We start from the raw sequence: 25218 nt of genomic DNA on the forward strand, positions 1-25218 counted from the left end.
TTTCATATTTTAGATTTCAAAATTAGTTAAATTTTATTGATGCAATCCCAACAAATCCACAAAAATATATTGAAAAATAAATTTCTCTTATTCTTTGCATTTACTTGCTTTTTATTTTGCAATACAAACCATTTTTTTGCGCAAAAAAAATATGTAGTTGTAATAGATGCAGGTCATGGTGGCAAAGATCCTGGTAATACAGGTAACGGTTATAAAGAGAAAAGTATTGTCTTAAAAGTAGCTTTAGCCATTGGTAATTTGTTAAATAATAAAAAAGATGTAAAAGTAATTTATACTAGGCACACAGATGTTTTTATAGATTTATGGAAAAGGGGAGATATTGCAAACCACGCAAAGGCAGATTTATTTGTTTCTATTCATTGCGATTCTCATACTTCTAATGCGTACGGTGCAGGAACTTTTGTGTTGGGTTTAAGAGGTAATAAAAAGAATTTAGAAATTGCAAAAAGAGAAAATGCTTCTATTTTATTAGAAGATAATTTTGAAAAACGTTATAAAGGTTTCGATCCTAACTCAGCAGAGTCTGTTATTGGTTTATCGCTTTTGCAAGAAGAAAATTTAGATAAAAGCTTAGTTTTAGCCAGTCTTATTCAAACAAACTTTGCTTTTAAGTTAAAAAGGAACGACCGTAAAGTAAAACAAGATAATTTTCAGGTACTAAGAGAAACGATTATGCCAAGCGTTTTGGTAGAATTAGGTTTTTTAACAAATAAAAGAGAAGGGAGATATTTAAATTCTAAAAAAGGGCAACAAGAAATGGCAAAAGCAGTAGCAGACGCTATTTATAAGTATATCAATAACCTAAAATTAAATACAGTTGCAGATCAAAATTCAGCAAAGCCTGTAAATCAAAATGCAATTGTTTATAAAGTACAATTGGCATCTAGTAAAACCAAGTTAGCTACAAAATCGTATAACTTTAAAGGTTTAAAAAATGTAGAAAGGGTAGCTGTAGATTCTTATTTTAAATATTACTTTGGCAATTCTGGCGTATATAAAGAGGTTCAAAAATCATTAAAAAAAGCAAAAGCAAAAGGATATAAAACTGCCTTTATTGTTGCTTTTAAAAATGGAGAAAAAATTTCTTTAAAAGAAGCATTAAAAACGAAGTAATATTAATACTTTCTAAAGGAAAATATTAGTAATTTTGTATCTAAATTAATTATACATGTCAAGAGAGTTAAAAACAGGAATTGTAGTATTGCTAATAATTATTTGTTCTTTATGGGGTTTTAATTTCCTGAAAGGACAAAATTTGTTTGATGGTGGTACAAGAGTTTTTAAAGTAGAATACCCAAAGATTGGTGGCCTAGCAAAATCTAGCCCTGTTACTATAAACGGATTAAAAGTGGGTACCGTAGATAAAATAGAGTTTGATACAAACGAAGCTACAAGAGGGCATTTGATAGTAACTTTTAGTGTGCAAAACGATTTTGAGTTTTCTAAAGAAAGTGTTGTTCAAATTTACTCCCCTAATCCTTTAAGTGGTTCTAACTTGGCTATTGTGCCTAGTTATAAAGGTGAAACTGCTGTTTCTGGAGATACATTAATGGGCGAAATGGAAGAAAGTTTATTTACTTCTATAGGTGAGCGTTTAGATCCGCTGCAAGCGAAATTAGAAAAAGTTATTGTAAGTGCAGATACTTTATTTACAAGCGTAAATAAAATTTTAAATGAAAAGGCAGTAAATGAAATAGATGAATCAATAGCAGATTTATCATTAACCATAAAACAACTTAAAAATGCAATTATTTCTGTAAATGGTATTGTTGATGAAAATAAGCAAAACTTAAAAATTGCAGTAGATAATACAAAGAATATTACTGAGAATTTCGAGAAAATATCAGACAGTATTGCAACAGTTAACTTTAAAAATATTGTCAATAAAGCAGAAAATGCGGTAGATAATTTTAATCAGTTATCTCAAAAAATAAACTCTAATAATGGTACTGTTGGTAAGTTAATCAATGACGATAAGATGTACGATAATTTAGAGGCGGCTTCTAAAGAATTAGAAGAGTTGTTAAAAGATCTAAAGCTAAACCCAAAAAGATATGTTCATTTTTCTATCTTTGGGAAAAAGGGTAAACCTTTTAAAGAAGAAGCAGAAGTGAAAAACTAATTTTATTTAAACAATTATATGATACAGTTTGTACCTAATATTCTTTTTGCAATTGCGTTAATTGCCGGTGTTGGTTTTTTTGTGAGAAACATTAAAAAACTTACAAGAAATATTAATTTAGGTAAAGACGTAAACAGAGCAGATAATAAACCAATTCGTTTAAAAAACATGCTAAAAATTGCCTTGGGGCAATACAAAATGGTTAGAAGACCTCTTTCTGGTATTTTGCATGTAATTGTTTACGTTGGTTTTATTATTATAAATATAGAAGTTTTAGAAATTATTGTTGATGGTTTATTAGGCACACATCGTGTTTTTCAAGGCTTTTTAGGTGATGCATTTTACGGTTTTTTAATTGGTACTTTTGAGATTTTAGCAGCACTTGTTTTTATTACGGTTGTAATCTTCTGGACAAGAAGAAACGTTGCAAATATTAAGCGATTTTTAAGCAAAGAAATGGAAGGTTGGCCTAAAAAAGATGGTAACCTAATTTTGTATTTCGAAATGGTTTTAATGACGCTGTTTATAGTCATGAATGCTACAGACCTACCTTTTCAACAAGCAGGAGTAGGAAATCCTATTAGTCAATTTTTAGCACCAATGTTTAGTGACTTTTCAGCAGAGAGTTTGCACCTGGTAGAAAGAGCTGCGTGGTGGATTCATATTTTAGGAATTTTAGTATTTTTAAATTACCTGTATTACTCTAAGCATTTGCACATCTTATTAGCTTTTCCCAATACTTATTTTGCAAATTTAAATCCTAAAGGGCAGTTTAATAATTTAGAATCAGTTACCAAAGAAGTAAAATTAATGATGGATCCTAATGCAGATCCATACGCAAATCCAGAACCAGGAACAGAAGAAGAAGTACCAGAGAAATTTGGTGCATCTGAAGTTACAGATTTAAATTGGGTGCAATTAATGAATGCTTACACTTGTGCAGAGTGCGGTAGATGTACATCTGCTTGTCCTGCAAACTTAACAGGTAAAAAATTATCCCCTCGTAAGATAATGATGGATACTAGAGATCGTTTAGAAGAGGTTGGTAGAAATATAGATGCAAATAACGGCACTTTTAAAGACGATGGGAAACAGTTATTAAACGATTACATTTCGCCAGAAGAATTATGGGCATGTACAAGTTGTAATGCTTGTGTAGAAGAGTGTCCTGTAAGTATAGACCCACTTTCTATTATTATGGATATGAGAAGATATTTAGTAATGGAGCAAAGTGCAGCACCACAAGAATTAAATGCTATGATGAGCAATATAGAAAACAATGGTGCACCTTGGCAATACAATCAGCAAGATAGATTGAATTGGGTCAATGAAGAGTAAAACAATTTTAATTAATAATTATCAATTACGAATTATAACAATTCATAATTTATAATTTAAAATTTGTAATTTATGGTAGTACCAACAATGGCAGATATGATGGCTCAAGGCAAACAACCAGAAATATTATTTTGGGTAGGCGCAGCTGGAAGTTATGATGATAGGGCTAAAAAAATAAGTAGAGCATTTGTAAAAATATTACATCAAGCTAAAGTCGATTTTGCTGTTTTAGGTACAGAAGAATCTTCAACAGGAGATGCCGCAAAAAGATCGGGAAATGAATTTTTGTTTCAAATGCAAGCCATGATGAATATTGAAGTATTAAATGGTTATGAAATAAAAAAGATTGTTACCTGCGATCCGCATTCTTTTAATACTCTTAAAAATGAATACCCAAGTTTAGGAGGTAAGTATGAAGTTTTACACCATACACAGTTTTTACAAAAGCTAATAGCAGACGGACGTTTAAAAATAGATGATAAAAATTTACAAGGTAAAAGAGTTACGTTTCACGATCCATGTTATTTAGGAAGAGCTAATGAAGTTTATGAATCTCCCAGAGATTTAATAAGAAGGTTAGGAGTGAATCTAACAGAAATGAAACGCCATAAAAGAACTGCATTGTGTTGTGGAGCAGGAGGTGCACAAATGTTTAAAGATGCAGAAGCAGGTGATAAAGAAGTAAATGTCTTAAGAACGGAAGATGCTTTAGAAACCAAACCAGACATTATTGCTACAGGTTGCCCATATTGTAATACAATGATGACAGATGGAATTAAATTTAAGGAGAAGGAAGATAGTGTTATTGTTAAAGATATAGCAGAACTAATTGCTCAAGCTAATAATTTATAATTGAAGAGAATGAAGTATTTAGGTGTGCTACTTTTTACGTGAGCTACTTGTTTTACAATGGCCAAAAACAAGCATAATATACATAAAAATTGGTCAGTTTCTGTTGATCGTACTCCTGCTAATAAAACAAAATTACAACAAAACCTTTTGGTTTATAAAGTTCAAATAGGTACTTTTAAAAGAAAAAACAAAGCTTTAGAAAACTTACGTAATATTTCTATTTATATAGATGAAAACCTTATAAAATAAAGGCGAGGAGAGTTTAAAACTTACAAGGTTACGAAAGCGTATGAAAGTGTGGTTAAAAAACGCTATCCAAATGCTTTTGTACAAGCTTTAAGAGGTAGTTTTGAGATTAAAATTTCAGATGCAATAAAAGAAGAAAATGGTATATGACCAATTTATTTGACAACAATATAGTAATTACATTTCCTGATATTACTAAAATTGATTTTGTAAGTATTAGTAAAAAATACTTAAATGTAATTCTTTTAAATATTACCATTTATTTTGTGATATTTATATGTAGTTTGTTTATAGTTACCACCTATTATTTACAAGACGAAATGATGGGGTTTAAATACTACTTATATGCTGGTATTACAATTTTGTTTGGTTTTTTTTATGTGGTGTATGCTATAGGTTTTAAAAAAAGAAAATATGCAGTAAGAGAAAAAGATGTTTCTTACAAAAGCGGTATTTTATTTAAACAAACTACTTCTGTACCTTTTAATAGAGTGCAACATATAGAAATAGATCAAGGACCATTCTCTAGATTTTTTAAATTAGCATCTTTAAGCGTTTACACAGCAGGAGATTCTAGTGACGATTTAAAAATTAAAGGAATTTTAAAAGAAGATGCTATAAAAATTAAAGAATTCATCAGTACTAAAATAGATGGGTAATACAGCGGATTTTAGTCAGTTTAGGAAACAATCTAAAAAAGGAATTCTTGTAATTTATGCCAATTTATTATACAAGGCTCTTAAAACATCTTGGTTAGTACTTTTATTGGTAGCTCAAAGATTCTCTAAAATTCAAGAAAATCATTTTACTTATATCTATTTAGGGATAGCAGTTTTATTAGTGTTCTTTTTAATTAGGGCATTTTTAATTTACAAGAATTTTCAATTTAAAATAGCCAAAGAACACTTTGTTTTAAAACAAGGAATACTCAAAAAATCAAATACTTCCATTCCTTTTGATAGAATTCAGAACATTAATTTCAAACAAAATATTATTCAGCAAATAATAAATGTGCATGAGGTTAATGTAGAAACTGCAGGTTCTACAAAAGCAGAAATTTCTATTAAAGCTTTATCTTTTAAAGATGCAAAAGCGTTAAAAAATGCGGTTACAATCTCTCAGAAAAAAGAAAATAAAGTTGAAGAAATCATTTCAGAAAAACCTTTTTTAAAAATAAATTTCCCAGCCTTACTTAAAGTAAGTCTAACGGAAAATCACTTCCACAGTTTACTGCTTTTATTTGCGGTGCTTATTACATTTTTTCAACAAATTACAGACCTTTTTGATGGTTTAGGAAAAAAAGAAGTGTTAGATAATTATATATCAGAAAATACATCTGCTTTACAATCAAGCGTAATTTTAATTGTGGGTTTATTAATTTTATTAACTGTAATTGCTGTATTAAGTTCAGTTGTTCGCGTTGTCTTTAAGCATTTTAATTTAACTGTTTATATTAAAAATAATGCGTTAGAAATTTATCAGGGATTAACTACTAAGAAAACTGTAATTTTAAAAAAGAATAAAATTCAACATATTACAATTTCTACAAACCCTATTAAAAAAATACTTGGTATCTCATTTATTACGTTTAAACAAGCAATAAGTGGTAAAGTTAAAAAGAAACAATTAGATAAAATTATAAGAATAGTAGGTTGTAAAGCAAACCAAGTAAATCAAATTAAAGAGTTGTTAGATTTTAGTGCTCAAATAGATGCAATTCCGTTTCAAAAGTCTAATATTTATTTAAAATATAGAAATTATATACGTTCACTTTTATTTTTTGTTCCACTAAATATCCTTTTTTATTTTGGAATGGAAGATTATAATGCCTTTTGGGTAAATGCTATAATTATTCCTGTGTATATAATTGTAACGCATTTTTTTTACAAAAAAAGAGTTTTTAAATGCACTGAAGATATTATGGTAATTGGTTCAGGAATTTTAGAAACACACCAAACTTATTTGCCGTTTTATAAAGTACAAAATATTAAATTAAAGCAAACCATTTTTCAAGAAAGAAAAGGTGTGGCAGATTTGGTGTTTCAAACGGCATCTGGTAAATTAAAGTTGCCTTGTATTTCAATAGAAAAAGCAATGCATATTTATAATTACACATTATTTAAAGTAGAAAGCAGTACAAAATCATGGATGTAAAAAGTTACATAAAAGCAGCACGATTAAGAACATTACCATTGTCTATTTCTGGCATAATTGTAGGTTCTTATTTAGGTGTAGCATTTCTTAATTCTATTTCTTTAGGAAGTGTAAAAATTACAGTTTGGTTAACACCAATTTTTTGGTTGTCCATTTTAACAACAATTGGTTTTCAGGTACTATCAAACTTTGCCAATGATTATGGAGATGGAATAAAAGGTTCCGATAAAAATAGAACAGGAGAGGCGCGCATGGTTTCTTCAGGAGCCATTTCACCAAAGCAAATGAAAACAGCAATGATAATTACTGCATTAGTAACTCTAATTATAGCTTTATTTTTAATTTATGTGGCTTTTGGTAGTAATAACTTTGGTTTTTCAGTTTTGTTTTTTGGCTTGGGAGTAGCCTCTATTGTTGCTGCAATAAAATATACGGTTGGTAATTCTGCTTATGGTTACAGTGGCTTTGGAGATATTTTTGTATTTCTGTTTTTTGGCTTATTAAGCGTGGTTGGTAGTTACTTTTTGTACACCAAAAATGTAAATGTTCAAGTATTTTTACCCGCAGTTGCTGTGGGTTTATTAAGTACAGCCGTTTTAAACTTAAATAATTTAAGAGATAGAGAAGAAGATGCAAAGAATAATAAAAATACATTAGTTGTTAAATTGGGTTTTTCTAAAGCTAAAAAGTACCATTATTTTTTAATAATTGGTGCTTTAATTTCTGCGCTAATTTACACAGTTTTAAATTTTAAATCCATTTATCAATTCGTATTTTTGATTGCTTTTATACCGTTACTTAAAAATATAGTTAACGTAGCTAAAAATAAAATTCCAGCAGCTTTAGATGGAGAATTAAAAAAGGTAGCATTAAGTACATTTTTATTTGCGATATTATTTAGTGTTTTAAATACAATCTTTTAAAAATTAATTATGAAAACAATAAAAATTATTTTAATTATTATTTCTGTTTTTGCACTCCTATTTTTAGCAACAGGTTTAGTGGTTAAAGAAACCAATTATACTGCTAGTGTGATTGTAGATAAACCTGCAGAGGTTGTTTTTAATGCATTTGCAGATGTAGAAAGTTCTAAAAATTGGATTCCTGAAATAAAAACCATAGAAACCGTAAATAAAAATGCAGGCGTTACAGGAAGTGTTTACAATATTACAATACAAAATAACGACCAAGAGATTAACATGTCTGAAAAAATTTTAGCGTATGTACCTCATAAAAAAATTACATTTTTTTTTGATGCAGAAAATATGCTTAAGAAAGACGATTATAATTTTACTGAAGAAAATGGTAAAACAAAAATAACACTGAATGCCAAATGCCAGAGTGATTCTTACATAGTGTCCTGTATTTTTCCTTATTTTAAAGGTACGTTTCAAGAACAAAGTCAAATGTATTTAAACAATTTTAAAGATTTTGTAGAAGAAACAAAATAGCAATAAAGTAAATACAGTTTTTAACGAATTTAAAATTAGTAAAATTGATAAAAGCAACCTATAAAAAATACATTCTAAATTTTAAAAATCCTAGTGGTACTTCTAGAGGCGTTTTAAGAACCAAAGAAACCTGGTTTATATTTTTAGAAGAAAACGGAAAAACTGGTATAGGAGAAACTGGTTTGTTTCGTGGTTTAAGTATAGATGATGTACCAAATTATGAAGAGAAATTAATTTGGCTTTGTAAAAACATACATAAAGAGCAAGAAGTTTTATTACAAGAACTTTTAGAATTTCCATCTATACAATTTGGTTTAGAGCAAGCATTTTTATCATTAAAAGCAAAAAGTAAGTTCGAATTATTTCCATCTGATTTTACAAAAAAAAATACACCAATTGCTATAAATGGTTTAGTTTGGATGGGAGATAAAGCCTTTATGAAATCTCAAATTGAAGAGAAACTAAAAACAGGTTTTTCTTGTATTAAAATGAAAATTGGTGCCATAGATTTTAATACAGAAATAGCTTTATTAAAAGCCATAAGAGAGGAGTATAGTGCAAATGAAATAGAGCTAAGAGTAGATGCAAATGGAGCATTTCTACCAGAAAATGCATTAGAAAAATTAGAAACATTAGCCCAATTAGATTTACATTCTATAGAACAACCTATAAAACAAGGGCAACTGCAAGAAATGGCGCTTTTGTGTGAAAAAACACCTTTGCCTATTGCCTTAGATGAAGAGTTAATTGGTGTTTTTACTTCCGAAGAAAAGAAAAGGGTAATAGAAACCGTAAAACCACAATTTATAATTTTAAAGCCAAGTTTAGTTGGTGGTTTTGCAGGAAGCATAGCATGGATAAACACAGTTGAAAAAAACAATATTAATTGGTGGATCACCTCTGCTTTAGAGAGCAATATTGGTTTAAACGCAATTGCACAATTTACGTATAGTTTACAAAATAAATTACCACAAGGTTTAGGTACAGGTGGCTTGTTTACAAATAATTTTACTAGTCCGTTAGAAGTTGTTAACGGTACTTTACAATACAATAATGCTAAAAAGTGGAATCTTGATTTATTAAAATAATTGAGATCTTCTTAATTTACACGAAATAATATGAACTACATACAACAAGTATATAAAGGTAAAAACGAATGGTATCATTGGCTAATTACCATTTTTTTGGTACTTATTGGTTGGCAATTATTAGGTGTAATTCCCTTAACTGCCGTAGTTTTTGCTAAAGCAGAAAACATTACAGAATTTATCAGTTATGCAGAAAGTAACTTTGCATCTGCCGGAATTGATAAAAATTTCCTGCTTTTTTTATTGCTATTTATGTTTGTAGTGGGTTTAGTGTTTTTGTTTATAGGTATAAAATATATTCACAAAAGAAGCATTACTTCTTTAATTACAAGTCGAGAAAAAATAGATTGGAATCGCTTCTTTTTTGCATTCTTTTTGTGGGGAGCTATAGCAGTAGCTATAACTTTTATAGGTATTTCACTTGCACCAGAAAATTATATTTGGAATTTTAATGCCAAACCATTTTTCATTTTAGTGGCTATATCCTTTATTTTTATTCCCTTACAAACCAGTTTTGAAGAACTGCTTTTTAGAGGTTATTTTCTGCAAGGTTTGGGTGCTTTGGTTAAAAATAGATGGTTCCCACTACTAATTACCTCCTTAATTTTCGGCCTTTTACATGGCGCTAATCCAGAGGTTGCAAAGCTAGGGCAAATTACAATGGTTTTTTATATTGGAACAGGTTTGTTGTATGGTATTACAACTTTAATGGATGAGGGTACAGAGATAGCTTTAGGTTTGCATGCCGTAAATAATATTACTGCTGCATTTTTAGTAACCACAGATTGGACTGTTTTTCAAACAGATGCTTTGTATAGAGATACATCAGAACCTTCTGTAACTTGGGAAATGTTTCTACCTGTTTTTGTGTTATACCCATTAATGTTGTGGTTATTTTCTGAAAAATATGGTTGGACAAACTGGAAAGAAAAATTAACTGGAAAAATAGAGGTGCCTGCTAATTTTAATGAAAATTATAAAACTTTAGACAATATTGGAGAAGCCTAAATTTCATAAAAATTTTACTCTAAATGGTTTTTCATTTACAAATACAGATGAAATAGTACAATATGTGCAAAGTTTTTCTGCGGAAACACATGTGTTTTTAAAAGATTGGTTTTCAAATACAGCATTTATAGTTGTGCAAACTTCTGGTTCTACAGGCAAACCAAAACCCATAAAGCTTTTAAAAAGTAAAATGATTAATTCTGCTTTTGCAACTGGTAAATTTTTTAATTTAAAACCAAAAACTACAGCTTTATTATGCTTACCTGTGCAATATATTGCTGGTAAAATGATGTTGATAAGAGCCATCACTTTAGGTTGGCATTTAGATATTGTAGCGTCAAATGCTAATCCATTAGCCACACTAAACAAAGTATATGATTTTTCTGCAATGGTGCCTTTACAGGTAGAAAATGCTGTAGATAAGCTACATTTAATTAAAAAGTTAATCGTTGGTGGAGGCGTGGTTTCAAACAAATTACAAGAAAAATTACAAAATATTTCTACACAGGTTTTTGCAACCTATGGTATGACAGAATCTATAACACATATTGCAGTAAAAAAGCTAAATCATGCTGAGGGCTTTCGTTTAAAAAAGAATCAAAAAACGTATTATACAACCTTACCAAACACAACTATTTATGTAGATGAAAGAAATTGTTTGGTTATTAAAAATGAAAAGGTTACCAATGAAATTGTATTTACAAATGATGTGGTAAGTCTAATATCAGATACGCAATTTGAATGGTTAGGGCGTTTTGACAATGTGATTAACTCTGGAGGTGTAAAATTACATCCAGAAAAAATAGAAGAAAAACTCTCTAAAATTATCGAGCAACATTTTTTTGTAACCGGTATTTCAGATGAAGTTTTGGGTGAAAAGTTAATTTTAATTGTTGAAAAGGGCATCTCTTCAAATTTAGATGTTAATTTCTTATCTGCTAAAATTAAAGCATTAAAGACATTGTCGAAATTTGAAATTCCTAAAGAAATGTATTTTACAGAAAGTTTTGTTGAAACTGAAACAGGTAAAATTCAGCGTAAAAAAACACTTCAGCATTTACAAACTAGTTCAAAAAGTTAGTTTACCTTCATTTTAGAGTGGTTTACTCATTCGTTATTTTTTGAAATAAAATTCAAACGTAGTTTTATAAAAACTTTTAAAAACTACAAAAATGATGAGAAAACTATTTTATGTTTTTTTGATATCTGGAATATCAATTATACAAGCACAGCAGAAAGAAATAACAGGCACAGTTACAGATGGAAGCACAAGTTTACCCGGAGTTTCTATATTTATAAAAGGAAATTCCAATGGTGTTACCACAGATTTTGATGGAAAATATAGTATAAGAGCCTCTATTGGAGATACGTTGGTTTTTAGCTATTTGGGCTATAAAAAAAATAATAAAACTGTTGGAAAATCTAATGTAATTAATGTGGTTCTTACCCAAGACAGTGAATCTTTGGATGAAATAGTGGTGGTTGGTTATGGCAATTATAGAAGTGCGTCTATAACTGGTGCAGTATCTTCAATAAAAAGTAAAAGAAAAAAATATAATCCATTGCATCATAAAATAGCAAATTCATTACAAAGTAATTCTTTAGGTATTGCCAATTCAAATCAAAAACGTATAAAAATTAGAGGAGTTGCCACTTTTAAAAAACAAAAACAGCCATTATATATTATAGATGGTATTGCTATAAACAATGCGTATAATCCTTTAATTAAAAACTTAGATTCAAAAAAAATAAATAAAATAAATGTTTATAAATCTAATAAAGCCAAAAAATTATTTGGTAATTCTGCCAGAAATGGTTGTATTGTAATTACCACTAAGAAAGGAAATTATAGAATAGAAAACGACGAGTCTTACGCGAAAATTTATGAAAATAAATTTGAAAGAGTAACACTTTCTCCTTTATCTACTTTTTCTATTGATGTAGATAAAGCTTCTTATAGCAATGTTAGAAGAATGATTAATAATGGAGAAAAAGTGCCCTTTGATACTGTTAAAATAGAAGAAATGATTAATTATTTCGATTATGATTATGAACAACCAACAGACAAACATCCTTTTTCAATTCATACAGAAGTATCTAAGACACCTTGGAATACAAATACCAAGTTGGTAAGAATTGGTTTACAAGGAAAAGAATATTTACAAGAAAATTTACCAGCATCTAACCTTACTTTTTTAATAGACGTTTCTGGTTCTATGGGTAATGCTAACAAATTACCTTTATTAAAAGCTGCTTTTAAACTTTTAGTAAAACAACTTAGAAAAAAAGATAAAGTTGCTATTGTTGTTTATGCAGGTGCTGCAGGTGTTGTTTTAAAACCTACTTCTGGCAATCAAAAAGAAAAAATAATTACTGCTTTAAATAATCTAGAATCTGGTGGTTCTACTGCAGGTGGTCAAGGTATAGAGTTGGCTTACAAATTAGCCGAAAAAAACTTTAAAAAGAATGGCAATAACAGAGTTATTTTGGCAACAGATGGCGATTTTAATGTAGGTGCATCTAGCAATAAAAATGTGGAAAAGTTAATTATTGAAAAAAGGAAAACAGGAGTGTTTTTATCGGTTTTGGGTTTTGGATATGGTAATTATAAGGATGATAAATTAGAAATATTAGCAGATAAAGGAAACGGAAATTATGCTTATGTAGATACCATGCAAGAGGCTCAAAAAGTTTTTGGACAAGAGTTTGGAGGCACTTTACATACCATTGCAAAAGACGTTAAAATTCAAATAGAATTTAATCCTAATATAGTAAAAGGTTACCGATTAATTGGTTATGAAAATAGGTTGTTAAATGATGAAGATTTTATAGACGATACCATAGATGCTGGCGAATTAGGAGCAGGCCATACAGTAACTGCTTTGTACGAAATTGTTTTAATAGATGCAAAAAGCGATTATTTAAAAGAAGTGCCAAAATTAAAATACACAGAAACCAATTCATCAAATTCAGACGAATTATTTACAGTAAAATTTAGATATAAAAAACCCTCTGGCATAGAAAGTATAGAAATGGTTCACGTTCAAAACAATACAGTAGAAATAGCCTCTAAAGACTTACAATTTGCTTCCGCTGTTGCATTATTTGGTATGCAGTTAAGAAATTCTAGCTACTCTAATAATACCAATTTAAAAGATGTTATTGTTTTGGCAGAAAAGAGTAGAGGAGAAGATAAACAAGGTTACAGAGCAGAGTTTATAAGGTTAGTGAAAAGTTATGAAAATGAAATTTAACGAATAAGTAAGACCAGATAAAAAAATCGAAAACTAGAAATTAGTTTTCGATTTTTATACAATTCTATTTTAGTTTATTCTTCCATGGAATGGTAAACAGAATTTACATCGTCATCTTCTTCTAGCTTTTCTAAAAGCTTTTCTACATCTGCTTTTTGTTCTTCATTTAATTTTGTGGTTGTTGTAGGTATTCTCTCAAAACCAGAAGATATAATTTCTATATCATTGGCTTCAAAATAACTCTGTAAAGCACCAAATTGTTCAAAAGGAGCATAAATTATAATACCTTCTTCATCGTCAAAAACCTCTTCTACTTCAAAATCTATGAGTTCTAATTCTAATTCTTCTAAATCAGAAATATTATCTTTTTTTACGGTAAAATTACAGGTGTGATCAAACATGAAAACTACAGAACCAGAAGTTCCTAAATTTCCATCACATTTATTAAAGGCAGCTCTAACATTGGCAACTGTTCTGTTATTGTTGTCTGTTGCTGTTTCTAAAAGAATTGCAATTCCATGAGGCGCATATCCTTCAAAAAGCACTTCTTTATAATCTGCGGTATCTTTGTCGGTTGCTTTTTTTATGGCACGCTCTACATTGTCTTTTGGCATGTTTGCAGCCTTGGCATTTTGCATAACTGCTCTTAAACGAGAATTTGAATCAGGATTAGGACCGCCTTCTTTTACAGCCATAACAATATCTTTACCAATTCTGGTAAATGTTTTAGCCATTGCAGACCAACGTTTCATTTTTCTAGCTTTTCTAAACTCAAATGCTCTTCCCATTTCTGTAAACCGTTTTAATTTTAATGCTCACAAATGTAAAACTTAGATTGTTGTTTTACAATTATTTTGATTGTTCATTTTTTTTGAAAATATACTTCATTTTATAGCAGTTATAATTGAAGGTATTTTTTACTTTATTAAAAAATAAGCTTGTTTTGCAATTTCTACTTCTTCATTAGTCGGAATTACAAATATTTTTATTTTACTTAAATTCTGCTGAATTTCCCTTATTTCTTTAGAACGAATAGTGTTTTTTTCTTCGTCTAAAAGGATGCCTAAAAAATCTAAATTTTCACAAACTAATTCGCGCATTAAAGCAGAGTTTTCACCAATACCTGCAGTAAAAACAATAGCATCTAAACCATTTAAAGCGGCAGCAAAAGAACCAATAAATTTCTGAATGCGATAGGCAGCTAATTCTAGTGCATTTTTGCAATCTTTGTTTCCATTAGATGCTTTTTTACTAATTTCTCTCAAATCAGAAGCGCCTGTTAAACCTAGCATGCCAGATTCTTTTTGTAATAACGTGTTTACTTCTTCTGTACTTTTGTTAATTTTCTTCATTAAAAAGAAAATTACAGAAGGATCTATATCACCAGACCTGGTTCCCATTATTAAACCATTCATTGGGCCAAAACCCATAGTAGTATCTATAGTTTTACCATTTGCTATAGCTGCCATACTGCAACCATTGCCTAAATGTATGGTAATAATTTTTGAAGATTTTTTGTTAAGCTTTTCTATTGCTTTTTCAGAAACATATTTATGGCTAGTACCATGAAAACCATAAGCTCTTATATGATGTTTTTCTAAATAATGATTAGGTATGGCATACTGATAAGCTTTTTTAGGCATCGTTTGATGAAAAGCAGTATCAAAAACAGCAATTTGTTTTGCAGATTTAAAAATGGTTTCTGCAATTTCTATACCTGTTAAGTTTGCAGGATTATGCAATGGTGCTAAATCAAAAAGTGCTTTTATGCTCTTTTTAACTTCATTATTTACAATAGTAGTTTTACTGAATTTATTACCACCATGCACAACTCTGTGTCCAACAGCTTCAATTTTATCAACAGACTTTAGAACTCCTAATTCAGCATCTAATAAAGTTTTTGCAATTTTTTCTAAGCCAGTTTTATGGTTTAAAATAGGTAGTGTTTCAGAAAATTTTTCTTCACCTTTTTCATGATTGAAAATAGCCTCTTCTTCACCAATTTTTTCTATTAAACCAACACATTTTACCAATTCTGAAGGCATTGTTATAACTTGATATTTTAAAGAAGATGAGCCCGCGTTTAAAACTAAAATATTCATAGTTATTTTTGATTTGCTTGAATTGCGGTTAATAAGACAGTATTAAAAATATCATCTACAGTACAGCCTCTACTTAAATCATTTACAGGCTTATTTAAACCTTGTAACATTGGTCCAATTGCTAATGCGCCTGTTTCTCTTTGTATGGCTTTATAGGTGTTGTTTCCCGTATTTAAATCAGGAAAAATAAGTACAGAAGCTTGTCCTGCCACGTCAGAATCTGGCATTTTTGTTCTAGCAACAGACATATCTACAGCAGCATCATATTGTATTGGACCTTCAATTTTTAACGATGGATTTTTTGCTTTAGCCAATATTGTAGCTTCCCTAACTTTTTCTACTTCTTCCCCTTTTCCAGAGTTTCCAGAAGAGTAGGAGAGCATAGCTACTTTAGCAGTTATACCAAAGGCTTCTGCAGATTGCGCAGAAGAAATTGCAATTTCAGACAATTGTTCTGCATTTGGGTTTGGATTTACTGCGCAATCTCCCATTACAGAAACTCTGTCTGATAAACACATAAAAAATACCGAAGAAACTACAGAAACACCTGGTTTGGTTTTTATCAATTGTAAAGCCGGTTTTATGGTATGCATAGTTGTATGCACTGCACCAGAAACCATACCATCTGCCAATCCATTTAAAATCATTAATGTACCAAAATAAGAAACGTCTCTTGTTAAATCTAAGGCAGTAGTTTCTGTTAAACCCTTATGTTTTCTGGCTTCAAAAAGTGTTTTAGCAAAACGTTTGCTATGCTCTGTGTTTTCTGGATTTATAATATTTATTTTTTCTAAGTCGATTTGCAATCCAATTTGATCGCATTTTAGCTGTATTGTGTTTCTGTCTCCTAACAAAGTTAAGTTTACAATGTCTAGTAATTGCAAACGTGCGGCTGCTTTTAAAATACGGTCATCATCTCCTTCTGGTAAAACAATATGTTTTTTTTGAACTCTTGCTTTCTGTAGCAAGTTGTATTGAAACATGCTTGGCGTTAACTTATCTGATTGATAAGAGGTTAAAATATTAGTAATGCCTTCTGCATTTACATATTTATCAAAAGTGTCTAGAGATAATAATATTTTCTTATTGTGAGACGCGTATATTTTAGATTTAACAGCCCCAATTCTGTTAGAAATACTAAACGTGCCACCATCTACAGCAATAATTGGTACTGTAGATTGTACACCTTCTATTAATTTGAGTATAGATTCTTCTGGCCTTAAAGTACCTGTTAAAATAATACCAGCAATTTTAGGGTAATTTTTAGAAGCATTTGCTTGTAACGCTCCAAGTATAATATCAGCTCTGTCTCCAGGTGTAATTACCAATGCATTTTCTTTAATTCGCGTTAAATAGTTACGCAATTGCATGGCTCCTGTACTGTAACTACCAATAGCGTTGTCTAAAAACTGCTCACCAAATAAAACCACTCCATTTAAGGCTTTAACCACTTCTTTAACCGTTGGAAAAGCTAAAAAATCTATTTTAGGAATGATATCAATTTGTAATTCTTTAGGAAAATGATTGGTTAATTCTTGTTGAATATAATCTACCTCATCTACTTCTATTTTATTGGCAATTATACCTAAAACATCTACTTCTTTTTGAACAAAAGATTGGTAAGAGAGTTGCATGGTATTAATAAAATCTTTTTTCTTTTTTCCGTTTCCAGAACCTACAATTAATGCAGGAATACCTAGGTTTTTTGCAATCATTAGATTTACATCTAATTCCGTAAAACCGCCATTTCCTGAAAAATCTGTACCTTCTACGAGAACATAATCGTAGTTTGCTTCTAATTTTTTATATTTTTTTATAACGGTTTGTATTACTTCATCTTCTTTTCCTTCGCTAAGTAATTCTACAACTTCGCCTTGTTTGTAGGCATAACAGTCGTTATAATCGATATCTAAATTAAAAAAATTGATGGCAGTATTGGTGTGTTCATCAATTTTATTGTCATTTAATTCATTAATAATAGGTCTAAAATAACCCACCTTAGCAGATTTGGTAAGCATCATTCTTAACAAACCTAAAGATATTAACGATTTACCACTGTCAGATTCTACAGTAGCAATATATATGGCTTTGTTCATGTTTTTGTTTTAATGTACTGCAAAAATAAGTGTAAAGTAAAAATTGAATTGTGATAAAAGTCATTAAACAGTATAAATTTAGTTATACCTGTAAAATTCCCATATTAAATTTTTTTTCAATAGGAGCATGGTTTGCAGCTTCAATTCCCATAGAAATCCAGATTCTGGTGTCTAATGGATTGATTACGGCGTCTGTCCAGATTCTGGCAGCAGCATAATACGGAGATATTTGCTGATCGTATCGTGATTTTATTTTATCAAATAATTCAGCTTCTTTTTCGGGTGTAATTTCTTCTCCACGTTTTTTTAGTGAAGCCGTTTCTATTTGTAATAATACTTTTGCAGCAGAATTACCACTCATAACTGCCAATTCTGCACTTGGCCAAGCTACAATCAACCTAGGATCAAAGGCTTTGCCACACATAGCATAATTACCAGCACCATAAGAATTACCAATAATTATAGTAAATTTTGGTACAACAGAGTTGCTAAGTGCATTTACCATTTTTGCACCATCTTTTATAATACCACCATGTTCAGATTTAGAACCTACCATAAAACCAGTTACATCTTGTAGAAATACTAATGGTATTTTTTTCTGATTGCAATTGGCTATAAATCGTGTTGCTTTATCTGCAGAATCATTATAAATTACACCACCAAATTGCATTTCTTTTGGTTTGGTTTTAGAAGCTGTAGTTTTTACTAATTTACGTTGGTTGGCAACAATACCAACTGCCCAGCCATCAATTCTAGCATATCCTGTAAGTATGGTTTTACCATAACCTTCTTTGTATTGTTCAAATTCAGATTTATCTACCAAACGTTTTATGATTTCTAACATATCATATTGTGCGTTTCTTTCTTTGGGTAGAATTCCAAAAATATCTTCTTCTTTCTCCTTTGGAGGAAAAGCTTCTTTTTTACTAAAACCAGCATTTTCTGGAGCGCCTATTTTATCAACAATAAATTTAATTTTATCTAGCGCATCTTTATCGTCTTTTGCTTTGTAATCTGTAACACCAGAAACCTCGCAATGTGTTGTTGCGCCGCCTAAAGTTTCATTATCTATAGATTCTCCAATAGCAGCTTTTACTAAGTAACTTCCTGCTAAAAAGATACTAGCAGTTTTGTCTACAATTAAGGCTTCATCACTCATAATTGGTAAGTAAGCACCACCTGCAACACAGCTGCCCATAACTGCAGCAATTTGCGTAATTCCCATACTACTCATTACTGCATTGTTTCTAAAAATACGGCCAAAATGTTCTTTGTCAGGAAAAATTTCATCTTGCATTGGTAAATACACTCCTGCAGAATCTACCAGATAAATAATAGGAAGTTTATTTTCTATGGATATTTCTTGTGCTCTTAAATTCTTTTTACCTGTAATAGGAAACCAAGCACCAGCTTTTACAGTTGCATCATTAGCAACTACAATGCATTGATTGCCTTGTATGTAGCCAATTTTTACAATTACGCCACCAGAAGGACAGCCTCCATGTTCAGGATACATATCTTCACCTGCAAAAGCACCAATTTCTATAGATTTAGCATTTTTATCCAATAAATAATCTACTCTTTCTCTAGCAGTCATTTTACCTTTTTGGTGCAGTTTGTCAATTCTTTTTTGACCACCGCCCAATTTTACTTTTACAAGCTTTTTACGTAAATCTGATGCCAATAATTTATTGTAGTCTTCGTTTTTATTGAAGTTGATATCCATAGAAATTTATTTCTTATATTTTGCTAAATTAAGAAATATAGTTGTGATAGTTTTAGGATAAAAATGGCTTTAAGTATAAAAGTTTCTTAAACTTTATGTTTACTTTTTATCGTCTTAGCAAAGAAAAATGGCCTTTTTTGTTGATTGTTGGTTTTGTGTTATCTGCAGGAATTAAGGTAATATTGTACCAATAGTCGTCTGAAGATAATAATTTACCATTGTACATACCATTCCAACCACCAGATTCTAGTGGAATTTGTGCTACCAGTTTACCAAATCTATTAAAAATATTAATACTGCTATTTGGGTAAAACTCTCTATTTGCTCCTTTTACTACCCACGTATCATTGGTACCATCACCATTTGGTGTAAAGAATTTTGGAAATTGAATTACTGATACTTGCAGAGTTGCATCTGGTTTACAACCGTTTTTATCATTTACAATAATGGTATAAATACCACCTTCTAAATTTTCAAAAATAGGTTCATCTTGAAATAATGTGGTTGTATTTTTATCATCATTTCTTAAGGCAAATTGATAATCTCCTATACCTAAGTTGTTATTTATAGTGTCAATATTAATCGATAAATTATTTTCGCTACCAATATTATTTCCTTCATCTACAATGGTTACAAATTCTGGTAATAAAACAGCAGGATTCGATTCATTTATAGTAATTGTTTCTACTCTAGAGCAATTGGTACCATCTGTAGTTGTTGCAGTTACTGTGTAATTTCCGCCAACACTTATTTCTAAATCTTGCGAATTTCCTAAAATATCTCCATTGGCATTTCTCCATTCGTAGTTATAAATTTCTGCTGGGTTTTCGGCAGAAATGGTTAAAGGCGTAGCATTTAAACAGATAATTTGTGGTGTTGTTATTGTAAAATTTGGTAACGGATTTACAATTACATCAAAACTTCCATCATCATTAATACAGCCTGTAGCTTTATTTTCTATTCTTACAAATATGGTTTCTGTGGAATTTGTATTTGTGTAAGGTGATGAAATTGCTGCAGTTCCAGAAGTTGCATCTGAAGGTGAACTGTGAAAGGTAACAATAAAATCGTCTGGATCTTGAGCTCCTAAAAGTGCAGGAATTTGACTTTCTAAGTCGATGTTTTGTATAATTCCATTGGTATCATCTCCATCAATAGCATCATCACAATAAGATAAATTGGAAACAGGATTAACTTCTGGCTCAGGATTTACAATTACTCTAAAATTAGAGATTGTATTTGCACAACCTGTGTTGGTATTTACAATTCTAATAAAAATGGTTTCTTGATTAGGTGTTAAGTTTGAATATGGTGTTACTAAAGGCGTATCTCCACTCTGTGCATTTTCAAAAGTTCTGTGATAAGTAACATTAAAATTGTTTGCGTCTTGTGTGCCTAAAATACCCAAAGTTTGACTTTCTAAATCTATATTTTGAGAAAACCCGTTTCTTGCAGAACCATCAGCATCATCATCACAAACTTCTAAATCTGGGACAAGATTAGCCAAGGGTACCGGATTTACAATTACATTAAAAGAAGTTTGACTTGTAAAACAACCTGTAATATTATTGGTAACTCTTACAAAAATTTCTTGAGAATTAGGTATTGTATTTTCAAAAGGAGAAATTAAAGCTCCATTTCCTGAGTTTGCATCTACAGCTGTTAAATGATAGGTTACCGTAAAATCTGTAGCATTTTGAGTGCCTAAAATACTAGCAGTTTGCGTTTCTAAATTAAAGTTTTGTGCAATTCCGTTTGCGTTGTCGCCGTCTGTAACATCATCACATAATTCTAAATCTAAAACAATTTCTGCTGTAGGAACTGAATTTACTTGTAAAAAGAACTGTCCTAAACCTGCGCAACTATTGTTAATTGTACTTACAATTCTATAGTAAATAGGAAATTGAATTCCACCATTTATAGTGGTTATATCAATTTTAGAAAGATCGTTTCTATAATTGGTAATATCAATCTCGTTTAAAGTATTTGCTCTGTCTTGTATGCTTTCATAATACAAAATACTAGTATTTGCGGGTGCATTTATCCCTGCTTCAATAGTGTTTCTGTCTAAGGAAAAATTAGTAATTCCATCTGTATCAGAATTATTACCAGGAGTATTGTTTCCTTCTGAATCTAAAAAATCATCACAAACAGGTGGTTGTAAATCGTTATAATTATTGTCTAAAACTTGTGCAACGTCTAAACGAAGTTCAACTAATGTTTGTGTGCAACCTTTAGTAGAAGTAACTTCAACAAAAACAGATTGTGGGATGTTTACTTGAACTGGGTAAGAAGTAGGTTCTGTTATAGGATTTGTACCTGCTGCATCTTCAAAATATAAAAAAGTTACATTAGGAGTTTCAGTAATATTAAATGCTGCATTTGTTAAATTAACAGTTGGGTTGTTGTTATTTACACTAATACATTGGTTTAATTCTGGGTTTAATTTTAGAACAGGCAAAGGATTTACAGAAAGAGTAATTGCATTTGAAGTTTCCGAACAAGAATTACCTGTTCTGTTTAAAATAACTCTAAATTGATGATTGTTAAAACTTTGTAGAACATTTGTTATTTGTAAATCTGCTGAATTTACTCCAGAATAAGTTCCATTATTTGAAAGCGCAGTAAAATTAACGCCATTATCTGTAGAAATTTCCCATTGAAACGCATCTGCAGTAGAATCTATAGAAATAATACTTGTGGAACTTTCACAAAAAATAACATCTTCAAAAGTGGTGTTAATAACTATTGGTGCTTCTGTAATGTAATTTATATTTGGATTTGTATAACCATCTAAATTGTTTAGAATTTTACCATTTTCATCTACGGCAAAAGTAGTGGAGTCTAAAACTCCATCTTTATTTATATCTGTAAAACCGGCTTCATTTACATCGAAACAATTATCATTATCAGCATCTAATTCTGTAAAGTTAAAGTCTAAATCGTTATCTGTATTGGCAATTGTATAATTAATAGATAGCACTTTTACATCTGCAACTGTTTCTAAATTATCTACTAAACCATTTATACCAATTAAGGAATTTCCATTGTCTATTCTGCCATCAAAATCAGTATCTAAATTATGACCAGCTTCTGTTGTGTCAAAAATTCCATCGTTATCAGAATCGATGTCTATATAATTTGCTATGCCATCATTATCAGAATCTAAATTCATGTTGGATGTAAAAATATCATCTAAACCATCAAGATTAGTATCTGTTCCAGAAATAGAAATTTCTTGTCCAAAGGCTTCAATAATATCAGGAATTCCATCATTATCTGAGTCTAAATCGAACATGTTTTCAATGCCATCTCCATCAGAATCTAAAGAAAAGCAAGTAAGTTCAATTTTACCATTAAAACGAGATGTTGCAGAAATTCCTGTAGATTTATGCTGAAAACTGATTTGATTTACTTGATTTGCTAAAAACTGAAATGTACTTTCAGCTGCTGTTGTGTTTTGAACATATTTAAAATGAATTTCTGAAGAAGAGATATTTGTAACCCCAGATTCAAATTCGCCGTCGAAATTAGTATCTACTAAAAGTTGATTATCAGGATCTAAAAGTGTTACATTTTTGTTGCTAGGTCCAACTTTTAGTATAAAAAATTCACCATCAGAAACAATATGATCTAAATCGTCATTTTGAGAAAATCTAAAATTGATATTTTGAGTAAAATTTAGCGTGTATTCTAATTCAGAATCAACTTGAGTTGTAATTAAAGATTCAAAAAATCCATTTGTACTTCCAATAAAAGAATTACCAATATCGGTTTCTGCATAGACACTAGAAATTATTGAAGAACTTGTAGAATTGTCTTGAAAAATAATTAAAGGATTATCGGTGTCATTAAAGTTTATAGAGGCATTTCCAATAGATTCATCACAATTTAAAATACCATCATTATCTAAATCAACATCTAAATTATCTATTATTAAATCGCCATCATAATCATCAGGACAAATACTTACAGGTATTTCTGAAGAAATAAAGTCTTCATTTGGGTTACAAATAATGTTACCTACAAGTCTATATCTACCAGTTTCTGTTGCTATAGGTTGGTAAGTAGATTGTGTACTTCGCTCTTCCCATAACCCTGTGATTTCATTAAAATACTCCCATCTAAAACTATCAAATAAAGTGGTGTTTGAGGCTTCTAAAGTTACATTTGGTATACAGTTACCTAAAGCTACAACACTTGTATTAAAATTAATTTCTGGAGCTGTTAAAAAACCAGAATAAAAACTTCCAGAAGTTGCGTTTCCATTTTGGTTAAAATAAGCACAGTATAATTCTTCTGTACTTGTTACACTTATATTACCAGAAAGCCCAGTTACTTTGTAAGTTACATAAGCTGCGTTGCCTTCCACTGCATTTGGTCCATCAGGATTAAAATTATTTATGGGTGAATCATTTATTAAAACAGTTGCATCAGTATTTGCAACAATAGTGATACCTCCATTAAAAGTTATGTTTCCAATTCTATCAATTAGAGCAATATTATCTACATTTCCTCTACTTTCACAACTTAATGGTGGTACAAAAAACATACCTTGATTTGCTTCACTTGGTTGCCCGTTATTTCCTAAACCACCTATGCCTTGGTAAGCAAAAACGGGTTTAGAGGTTTGTACAAACATGTTACCATCATTAGAGAAGAAATTTCCTTCAAGCACTCTAAATTCGCCACTATTTATAACATCAACAGCATTATTACCAACGCGTATTTCTGTATCATCTTCATGAGCAACAATTAAAACATTTTCCCATTGGTCTGTACCACTTCCTCTCACAAAAATATATTCTGTACCTATTTTATTGACATCAACAATTTGGTCTATACCGTAATCTCTTGCGCCTCCATTACCAAAACTACCATTTGCAGAACCAGCGTTTACTACAATGTTTTTATCTGCTTGAATTAAAGTACCAATTAAACCAGCTCTATTAATTGGAGTTTCATTAGAATTGGTGGCAACAATATAGCTTTCGCCTTCATTTAATGTAATTTCTGGAATAGTTGCTCCTCCAGAAAAATTTTTGATTAAGATGCCAGCAGGTAAGTCAGAAAAATTAACTTTTGTATTGTCTTCTGTAGCCATTACAGAAATAAAATTTAGGTAATTATCTTGCGGATTTTCATTGGTATACATACCTGCCCTAAAGGTAGTACCAAGTGCAGCAGCACCTTTACTAACCAAAGCACCTGCTTGTGAGTTTCCACCACCAGCCAAAGCTCTAACAGAAACATAAATTTGGCCACCAACAGCTTCTATAATAAAACCTCTATCATTATGTATGGTACTAGTTTGATTAGAGTTTACAAAAAGTTGACTTTGATTAGAAATCTCAATTTCTACAGGTGTTGTTCTAGATACTACACCAGTAATATCGTCATTAGAACCAACTTGTGTAATGGTATAACTTACATTTTGTACACTTGGTGTAGAAATATAAATAAACTGTGCGTTTGGTCTAGAACTCCCACTATCTGCATTGGTTAAAGGAGGAATAAAATGTTTTTGACTTAATTGTGCGGTTGTGGTTTTTGCAATTAAAACGAATAGAATGAAAACTAATGTATTTATAAACTTATTGTTAGTCATGGATCTTGAAATGGTAATAATAGAAATGATTCAAAAATAGTAAGAATTAAATGAATTTTAATTATTCTAAAAAGAAATATTAATAAATCTGTAACAAATAACGAATAATTGCAACATATATTTAAAGTAAGTATTGTTTTTTTTTGAAAAAA

The 25218-nt window shown here is 30.3% G+C and carries 17 protein-coding genes; 12 read left to right on the forward strand and 5 right to left on the reverse strand.

Annotation, left to right across the window (positions count from 1 at the left end; genetic code table 11):
• The first annotated feature begins 69 nt into the window (after positions 1-69).
• The 12 genes from Q0684_RS02460 to Q0684_RS02515 all read left to right on the forward strand — a co-directional run bounded on the left by Q0684_RS02460 (position 70) and on the right by Q0684_RS02515 (position 13534).
• Positions 70-1134, forward strand: coding sequence for an N-acetylmuramoyl-L-alanine amidase (locus tag Q0684_RS02460; protein ID WP_299012443.1), 1065 nt, complete (start codon positions 70-72; stop codon positions 1132-1134).
• A 55-nt stretch (positions 1135-1189) separates the two neighbouring features.
• On the forward strand, positions 1190-2143 hold the full coding sequence (locus Q0684_RS02465) for an MlaD family protein (protein WP_299012444.1): 954 nt from the start codon (positions 1190-1192) through the stop codon (positions 2141-2143).
• A gap of 21 nt (positions 2144-2164) precedes the next feature.
• A complete protein-coding gene (locus Q0684_RS02470; protein WP_299012474.1) occupies positions 2165-3481 on the forward strand; it encodes a (Fe-S)-binding protein in 1317 nt (438 codons plus the stop codon).
• A 72-nt stretch (positions 3482-3553) separates the two neighbouring features.
• Positions 3554-4333 (forward strand): (Fe-S)-binding protein, encoded by a 780-nt coding sequence (locus Q0684_RS02475; protein WP_299012445.1) that lies wholly within the window; start codon positions 3554-3556, stop codon positions 4331-4333.
• Positions 4334-4725: 392 nt separating this feature from the next.
• Positions 4726-5238, forward strand: coding sequence for a PH domain-containing protein (locus tag Q0684_RS02480; protein WP_299012446.1), 513 nt, complete (start codon positions 4726-4728; stop codon positions 5236-5238).
• Complete coding sequence (locus tag Q0684_RS02485) at positions 5231-6733, forward strand: PH domain-containing protein (RefSeq protein ID WP_299012447.1); 1503 nt, start codon at positions 5231-5233, stop codon at positions 6731-6733. The genes Q0684_RS02480 and Q0684_RS02485 overlap by 8 nt, the downstream gene beginning before the upstream one ends.
• Positions 6724-7656, forward strand: coding sequence for a 1,4-dihydroxy-2-naphthoate octaprenyltransferase (gene menA / locus Q0684_RS02490; protein ID WP_299012448.1), 933 nt, complete (start codon positions 6724-6726; stop codon positions 7654-7656). Before Q0684_RS02485 ends, menA begins: the two co-directional genes overlap by 10 nt.
• Before the next feature lie 9 nt (positions 7657-7665).
• Positions 7666-8184, forward strand: coding sequence for an SRPBCC family protein (locus Q0684_RS02495; protein WP_299012449.1), 519 nt, complete (start codon positions 7666-7668; stop codon positions 8182-8184).
• Positions 8185-8228: 44 nt separating this feature from the next.
• A complete protein-coding gene (locus Q0684_RS02500; RefSeq protein ID WP_299012450.1) occupies positions 8229-9272 on the forward strand; it encodes an o-succinylbenzoate synthase in 1044 nt (347 codons plus the stop codon).
• Positions 9273-9302: 30 nt separating this feature from the next.
• Complete coding sequence (locus Q0684_RS02505; RefSeq protein WP_299012451.1) at positions 9303-10280, forward strand: CPBP family intramembrane glutamic endopeptidase; 978 nt, start codon at positions 9303-9305, stop codon at positions 10278-10280.
• On the forward strand, positions 10267-11361 hold the full coding sequence (locus Q0684_RS02510; protein WP_299012452.1) for an AMP-binding protein: 1095 nt from the start codon (positions 10267-10269) through the stop codon (positions 11359-11361). Before Q0684_RS02505 ends, Q0684_RS02510 begins: the two co-directional genes overlap by 14 nt.
• A gap of 91 nt (positions 11362-11452) precedes the next feature.
• On the forward strand, positions 11453-13534 hold the full coding sequence (locus tag Q0684_RS02515) for a von Willebrand factor type A domain-containing protein (protein WP_299012453.1): 2082 nt from the start codon (positions 11453-11455) through the stop codon (positions 13532-13534).
• 74 nt (positions 13535-13608) lie between these two features.
• Here Q0684_RS02515 and Q0684_RS02520 read toward each other — a convergent pair whose 3' ends face one another.
• The 5 genes from Q0684_RS02520 to Q0684_RS02540 form a co-directional block, all read right to left on the reverse strand.
• Complete coding sequence (locus tag Q0684_RS02520; RefSeq protein WP_299012454.1) at positions 13609-14322, reverse strand: YebC/PmpR family DNA-binding transcriptional regulator; 714 nt, start codon at positions 14320-14322, stop codon at positions 13609-13611.
• A gap of 129 nt (positions 14323-14451) precedes the next feature.
• Positions 14452-15636 carry an acetate kinase gene (locus tag Q0684_RS02525; RefSeq protein WP_299012455.1) on the reverse strand — a complete coding sequence of 395 codons (1185 nt, stop codon included), beginning with the start codon at positions 15634-15636 and terminating at the stop codon, positions 14452-14454.
• A 2-nt stretch (positions 15637-15638) separates the two neighbouring features.
• Positions 15639-17732, reverse strand: coding sequence for a phosphate acetyltransferase (pta, locus tag Q0684_RS02530; RefSeq protein WP_299012456.1), 2094 nt, complete (start codon positions 17730-17732; stop codon positions 15639-15641).
• A gap of 82 nt (positions 17733-17814) precedes the next feature.
• Positions 17815-19458 (reverse strand): carboxyl transferase domain-containing protein, encoded by a 1644-nt coding sequence (locus tag Q0684_RS02535; RefSeq protein ID WP_299012457.1) that lies wholly within the window; start codon positions 19456-19458, stop codon positions 17815-17817.
• 106 nt (positions 19459-19564) lie between these two features.
• Complete coding sequence (locus tag Q0684_RS02540) at positions 19565-25066, reverse strand: T9SS type B sorting domain-containing protein (protein WP_299012458.1); 5502 nt, start codon at positions 25064-25066, stop codon at positions 19565-19567.
• Between the last annotated feature and the right edge of the window lie 152 nt (positions 25067-25218).

It is taken from the genome of uncultured Polaribacter sp., assembly GCF_947503875.1.
Lineage (GTDB): Bacteria > Bacteroidota > Bacteroidia > Flavobacteriales > Flavobacteriaceae > Polaribacter.